The sequence below is a fragment of the Bradyrhizobium sp. CER78 genome, from assembly GCF_029846235.1.
Lineage (GTDB): Bacteria > Pseudomonadota > Alphaproteobacteria > Rhizobiales > Xanthobacteraceae > Bradyrhizobium.
Genome location: NZ_JARVWP010000035.1, coordinates 24,465 through 31,057 on the forward strand (window position 1 = coordinate 24,465; position 6,593 = coordinate 31,057).

The following is a 6,593-nucleotide window of genomic DNA, read 5'->3' on the forward strand; positions in this document are numbered from 1 at the left end:
ACGATGCGACGTAGCCGAAGCTTTGCTTCGGCGTTCTTAAGGAACGGCCGCCGGAGGCGGCCTGCGCCTCTCCCCGCAAGCGGGGCGAGGTGAAGAGGCCCCGGTTGAACAACGATCAGTTAGTTAAGGGAACGAACATGGATTTTGATCTGTCCGAGGAGCAGCGGCTTCTCAAGGAAAGCATCGACGGGCTTCTGACCGATGCCTACGACTTCGATGCGCGCAAGAAGTACATGAAGGAGAAGGGCGGCTGGAGCAAAGCGCTCTGGGGCAAGCTAGCCGAGCAGGGCCTGCTCGGTCTGCCCTTCGCGGAGACCGATGGCGGCTTCGGCGCCGGCGCGGTCGAGACCATGATCGTGATGGAAGCGCTCGGCAAGGCGCTGGTGGTCGAGCCGTATCTCGCGACCGTGGTGGTCGCCGGCGGCTTCCTGCGCCGTGGCGGCTCGGCCGAGCAGAAGGCCAAGCACATCCCGGGCATCATCGACGGCAGCAAGACCTTCGGCTTTGCCCAGCTCGAGAAGAACTCGCGCTATGATCTGTTCGACGTCGTGACCACGGCGAAGAAGAAGGGCGATGGCTGGGTGATCGACGGCGAGAAGTTCGTCGTGCTCAACGGCGAGAACGCCGACACGCTTGTCGTGACCGCGCGCACCAAGGGCGGCCAGCGCGACAAGACCGGCATTGGCGTGTTCCTGGTGCCGGCGGATGCCAAGGGCGTCACCAAAAAGGGCTATCCGACCCAGGACGGCCTGCACGCGGCCGACATCACCTTCACCAATGTCGAGGTCGGTGCGGACGCCGCGATCGGTGATCCCGAGAACGGCCTGCCGCTGATCGAGCGCGTCGCGGACGAAGCCCGCACCGCGCTGTGCGCGGAAGCGGTCGGTGCGATGGACGAGTCGCTGAAGGAGACCGTCGAGTACATCAAGACCCGCAAGCAGTTCGGCGTTGCGATCGGCTCGTTCCAGAGCCTGCAGCATCGCGCCGCCGACATGTTCGTGGCGCTGGAGCAGGCCCGCAGCATGTCGATGTTCGCGACCATGGCGTCGGATTTCAGCGATGCCAAGGAGCGTTCGTCCGCGGTTGCTGCCGCCAAGGTGCAGGTTGGCAAGTCACTGAAGTTCGTCGGCCAGCAGTCGATCCAGCTTCATGGCGGCATCGGCATGACCATGGAAGCCAAGATCGGCCACTACTTCAAGCGGCTCACCATGATCGAGAACACGCTGGGTGACACCGACTACCACCTCCGTCGTGTCAGCGAGGGCGGTGGGCTGCTGGCCTGATCGCACAAACGTCATTCCGGGGCGCCGCAACGCGGCGAACCCGGAATCCATTTTACCACCAATGATGCGGCCTGATGGATTCCGGGTTCGCGACTGCGTCGCGCCCCGGAATGACGGCCGATCCGGGAGGCAACAACAATGAAGAACACCCCGTTCGATCTCAGCGGCCAGGTCGCCGTCGTCACCGGCTCGAGCCGTGGCATCGGCCGCTCTTCGGCTGAATTGCTGGCAAAACTCGGCGCCAAGGTCGTGATCTCCTCGCGCAAGGCGGATGCCTGCCAGGAGGTCGCCGACGGCATCAAGAAGGCCGGCGGTGATGCGCTCGTGATCCCCTGCAACATCGCACGCCGCAACGAGGTCGAGGCGCTGGTCTCCGGCACCATCAAGCATTACGGCAAGATCGATATCCTGGTCTGCAACGCCGCGGTGAATCCCTATTATGGCCCGCTGCTCGACATCACGGACGAGGCCTTCGACAAGATCATGGGCTCCAACGTCAAGAGCAACATCTGGCTCTCCGCGCTGGCGATCCCGCAGATGGCCGAACGCGGCAAGGGCTCGGTCATCATCATCTCGTCGATCGGCGGACTTCGGGGGTCTACGGTGATCGGCGCCTACGGCATCTCCAAGGCGGCCGACTTCGCGCTGTGCCGCAGCCTTGCCGGCGAGTGGGGGCCGAAGGGTGTGCGCGTCAATTGCGTGGCGCCGGGCTTGGTGAAAACCGATTTCGCCCGCGCGCTGTGGGAGGATCCGGACAATCTGAAGCGCCGCACGGCGTCGACGCCGCTCCGCCGCATCGGCGAGCCCGACGAGATCGCGGGCGCTGTGGCCTATCTCGCCTCCGACGCCTCGACCTTCATGACCGGCCAGACCATTGTGGTCGACGGCGGTGTCACCACCGCGGCGACCTAGCGGCTTGCCCGCTGCACCTCTCCCGCTTGCGGGGGAGGTCGCATCGCATCGGAGATGCGATGCGGGTGGGGGCTCTCTCCACGATGTGACTCCTGGAGAGAGCCCCCACCCGTACCCTCCCCCGCAAGCGGGAGAGGGAGTTCGACTTGCTTTGTGGCTTCTACAGTCGCCTCAAACCTGCTCCAGCGCCCGCTCGAAATCCTCGATCAGATCGTCGGGATGCTCGAGCCCGGCGGAGAAGCGAATAAAGCCTTCGCTGATGCCGAGCTCGGCGCGCGCTTCCGGCGCGAGGCGCTGATGCGTCGTGGTGGCGGGATGCGTGACCAGGCTCTTGGCATCGCCGAGGTTGTTGGAGATCCGCGAGATCTTCAGCGCGTTGAGGCAGCGGAACGCGCCGGCCTTGCCGTCCTTGACCTCGAAGCCGACCAGCGTCGAGCCGGCGCCCATCTGCTTCTTCACCGTCGCAGCCTGCGGATGATCGGCGCGGCCGGGATAGACCAGCCGGGTGACCTTCGGATGCCTGGCCAGCGCCTCGGCGATCTTCGCCGCGTTCTCGGTCTGGGCGCGGACCCGGACGCCGAGCGTCTCCAGCCCCTTCAGCAGCACCCAGGCGTTGAACGGCGACAGCGACGGGCCGGTCTGGCGCATGAAGTTATGGATGTGCTCGGCGATGAAGGCCTCCGACGACAGGATGATGCCGCCGAGGCAGCGGCCCTGGCCGTCGATATGCTTGGTCGCGGAATAGACCACGACATCGGCGCCGAGCGACAGCGGGCTCTGCCAGATCGGCGTCGCGAACACATTGTCGACGATCAGCCGGGCGCCGCCGCTATGCGCGATCTTGGCGATCGCGCCGATATCGAGCACGTCGAGCGTCGGATTCGTCGGGCTCTCCAGGAAGAAGGTCTTGGTGTTGGGCCGCAAGGCGTGCTGCCACTGGTCGAGGTCGAGGCCGTCGACCAGCGTCGTCTCGATGCCGTAGCGCGGCAGCAAATCCTGCACGACATAGAGGCAGGAGCCGAACAGCGCCTTCGACGCCACCACGTGATCGCCGGCCTTCAACGGCGCGAGGATCGCGGTGGTCACCGCGGCCATGCCGGTCGCGGTCGAGCGCGCGGCTTCCGCACCTTCGAGCTCGATCATGCGGCGCTCGAACATCGCAATCGTCGGGTTGGAGTAGCGCGAATAGATGAAGCCGGGGTCCTGGCCCTTGAAGCGCGCCTCGCATTGCTCGGCGGTGTCGTAGACGTAGCCCTGGGTGAGAAACAGCCCTTCCGACGTCTCCCCGAATTGCGAGCGGAGCGTGCCGCCATGGACCAGGCGGGTTTCGGGACGGAAGCGGGCGGTACCTTCAGATTCAGACATGTGACCTCCGAAGTGGCCATTTCCCTCGGAAATAGCCACAAAAAAACCGGCCTGGAGAAACCTCCACAAGCCGGGATCACACTGTCCCCGGCCTGTTTAGCGACTTATTTAACGTGGCTGCAAGCCGGCCGGCTCAAATCACCACGGGATAAGTGCAGCTGATATTCCCTCGCGCCCTTTCCGTCAAGACGGTCATCGGATAACCCGTAAAAGCCCATATTTTGGGGCTGGATGGCCGCTCAGAGGTTGATTTTGGGCCATATCGAGAGATCGCCGAGGGACCCGCGCCGTGTCGTTCACGCTGGAAGATGAATCCAACGGAATCCTGCCCGACCGCATGATCGCGGAGATGGCGGAGGCCGGCCTCATCCTGCCCGCCTACGACTTTGTCGAGAGCCAGATCCAGCCGGCGAGCCTCGATCTGCGCCTCGGCGACATCGCCTACCGCGTCCGCGCCAGCTTCCTGCCCGGGCCCGATGCCACCGTCGCCGAGCGGATCGACCAGCTTAAGCTGCACGAGATCGATCTCTCCGACGGCGCGGTGCTGGAGACCAACTGCGTCTACATCGTCCCGCTGCTGGAGAGTCTCGCGCTGCCGCCGGAGATCGTGGCCGCCGCCAATCCGAAGAGCTCGACCGGACGGCTCGACGTGTTCACCCGTGTGATCGCCGACGGCACCCGCCGCTTCGACATGATCGGCGCCGGCTATCACGGCCCGCTCTATGCCGAGATCTCGCCGAAGACGTTTCCCGTGCTGCTGCGCGAGGGCTCGCGGCTCAGCCAGGTCCGCTTCCGGATAGGCGAGGCGACGCTTTCCGCCGACGAGCTCGATGCGCTGCATGCCGCTGAGCGGCTGGTCGATGCCGACAATGCCGATCTCACCCATGGCGTCGCGCTGTCGGTCGATCTCTCCGGCGAGAGCTCTGGCGGCTTCGTCGGCTATCGCGCCAAGCGCCACACCGGCGTGGTCGATGTCGATCGTCGCGGCGGCTATGCGGTCGACGATTTTTGGGAGCCGATCAAGGCGCGGCCCGACGGCAGCCTCATTCTCGATCCCGGCGAGTTCTACATCCTGGCTTCCAAAGAGGCCGTGCAGGTGCCGCCGGACTACGCCGCGGAGATGGTGCCGTTCGATCCTTTGGTCGGCGAATTCCGCGTCCATTATGCCGGCTTCTTCGATCCCGGCTTCGGCTATGCCGGTGCCGGCGGCAAGGGCGCACGCGCCGTGCTCGAAGTGCGTTCGCGCGAGGTGCCGTTCATTCTCGAGCACGGCCAGATCGTCGGCCGCCTCGTTTACGAGCGTATGCTGGAGCGTCCCGACGCGCTGTACGGCCAGCGCATCGGCTCGAACTACCAGGCGCAGGGCCTGAAGCTCTCCAAGCATTTTCGCGTGTAGCGATATTCTCTCCCCGTCATCCTGAGGCGCGAGCCTCTTCGGCGAGCCTCGAAGGATGAATCGGCCACCAGCCCGGCCGTGCATCCTTCGAGGCTCGCAAGAGCTCGCACCTCAGGATGACGGGACCAATCGTCCTTGCCCCTGAAACTCTCCAAGCATTTCGCGCGTAATTCCGCGCGCCGGATTTCGCGTCATTCTCCGCCGTCATTCCCCGCGAAAGCGGGGAATCCAGTACGCCGCGGCCTCTCGATCGATAACGACCGTCTCTGGAATACTGGGTCGCCCGATCCCGTCTACGCCAAGGCTTCGACGCGGCCAACAGTCTCAAGCGCGCCGGAGCTTCAGCGGAGGCGGCAAGTCGGGCGATGACACCGAATGTGTGTTTGGTTGCATCGCATCGTCGGCGATGACACAGTCGCGCAAAACAACAAGCGGGAGCGAGCATGACCGGAGAGCAGGACGCGCGCGAGGCGCAGTGGCGGACGTGGCGCAGCGTCGCCGATCTCTATCACGCCTTCTTCACCGGGCTGATCCTCACCGTGGCCACGCGACGCGGCACGGCCGATGCCGCCGAGTTCGTGTTCCGCGTGTTTCGCCGCCAGCAGCAGGAGCGCTTCCTGCCCGGTCTGAAGAAGCTCGGCCTCGACGGCCTGCCGCCGGCGGTTGCGGCTGCGCAATATCACTATCTCTCCAACTGGATCGGCGGCGTGCATGTCGAATACATGTATGAGAGCGATCGCAAGGCCTGGATCCGCTATCCGCCGCCGCGCTGGATCTGGAAGGGCACCGCGATCTGCGGCGTGCCCGGCGAGGTCTCGCGCGCGATGCTGCGCGGCTGGCACGCCAACAACGGCGTCGCGCTCGGTGATCTCAGGCTCGGCTTCGTCTGCACCAAGCAGAGCGTCGACGGGCAGGACGGCCTCGAAGGCTATTACTGCGAATACGATCATCCGCTCGAGCTCGACCAGCGCCTGGTGTTCGCGCGCCATCTCGAGGCGCCGCTGTTCGATCCGAAGACCGCGCCGGCGCTGCCGGTCGACAGCTGGCCGCGTCAGCGGCTGGAGAAGGCCTATCGCAACTACGCGATGGAATATGTGAAGACGGCCGCGCCGGTCATCGTGCAGGTGTTCGGACCTGAAGACGCGAGCTACCTGCTGCACCTCACCGGCAGGCTGATTGGCATGCAGTATTTCGACGAGGTCGCGCAGGCGCTCGGCGGCAGCCGTGGCCGTGCCACGGAATTTGCCGCATTTCTGCGCACGCTCTTCGAGTCGCAGGATGATGTCGCTGAGATCAGCGAATCCGAAGGCCAGTTCGAAATCCGCCAGCAGGGCTGGAAGCTGATGGCCGATGTCGCCGACTATCATCCGGCCTGCGCCAGCGTGCTGACTGGCCTGTTCGAAGGGCTGGCGGCCGGCTGCGGACGGCACATTCCGGTGCATCTGAAGCCGAACAGCACCGCCGCCGCGCCGTTCGTGTGGTCGATCGGCTAGATCAGAGTCCATCCTCCCCTGGAGGGGGAGGATCGGTTCGCATGAAATGCGAACCGAGGTGGGGTGAAAGTCCCTCGTCTCGGTGACTGTCCGAGTTGAGAGATCACCCCACCCCGCCTCACATCTCGCTTCGCTCGCTGTGAG

At 64.9% G+C, this 6,593-nt stretch carries 5 protein-coding genes and 1 riboswitch; of the genes, 4 read left to right on the plus strand and 1 reads right to left on the minus strand.

Annotation, left to right across the window (positions count from 1 at the left end; translation table 11 throughout):
• Positions 1-137 precede the first annotated feature (137 nt).
• Together pimD and QDT69_RS36840 are read left to right on the plus strand one after the other, a co-directional pair.
• Positions 138-1,283 carry a pimeloyl-CoA dehydrogenase small subunit gene (gene pimD / locus QDT69_RS36835; protein ID WP_279711358.1) on the plus strand — a complete coding sequence of 382 codons (1,146 nt, stop codon included), beginning with the start codon at positions 138-140 and terminating at the stop codon, positions 1,281-1,283.
• Between the two features lie 138 nt (positions 1,284-1,421).
• Positions 1,422-2,195 carry an SDR family oxidoreductase gene (locus tag QDT69_RS36840; RefSeq protein WP_279711359.1) on the plus strand — a complete coding sequence of 258 codons (774 nt, stop codon included), beginning with the start codon at positions 1,422-1,424 and terminating at the stop codon, positions 2,193-2,195.
• Positions 2,196-2,366: 171 nt separating this feature from the next.
• Here the strand turns inward: QDT69_RS36840 and QDT69_RS36845 are convergent, their stop codons facing one another.
• On the minus strand, positions 2,367-3,560 hold the full coding sequence (locus QDT69_RS36845) for an O-succinylhomoserine sulfhydrylase (protein ID WP_279711360.1): 1,194 nt from the start codon (positions 3,558-3,560) through the stop codon (positions 2,367-2,369).
• A 75-nt stretch (positions 3,561-3,635) separates the two neighbouring features.
• Positions 3,636-3,715: riboswitch (SAM riboswitch) on the minus strand.
• Between the two features lie 134 nt (positions 3,716-3,849).
• Between QDT69_RS36845 and QDT69_RS36850 the strand changes: the two genes are divergently transcribed.
• Positions 3,850-4,956: a 2'-deoxycytidine 5'-triphosphate deaminase gene (locus QDT69_RS36850; protein ID WP_050425274.1), complete on the plus strand. Its 1,107-nt coding sequence runs from the start codon at positions 3,850-3,852 to the stop codon at positions 4,954-4,956.
• A gap of 443 nt (positions 4,957-5,399) precedes the next feature.
• Complete coding sequence (locus tag QDT69_RS36855; RefSeq protein WP_279711361.1) at positions 5,400-6,449, plus strand: hypothetical protein; 1,050 nt, start codon at positions 5,400-5,402, stop codon at positions 6,447-6,449.
• Positions 6,450-6,593 lie beyond the last annotated feature (144 nt).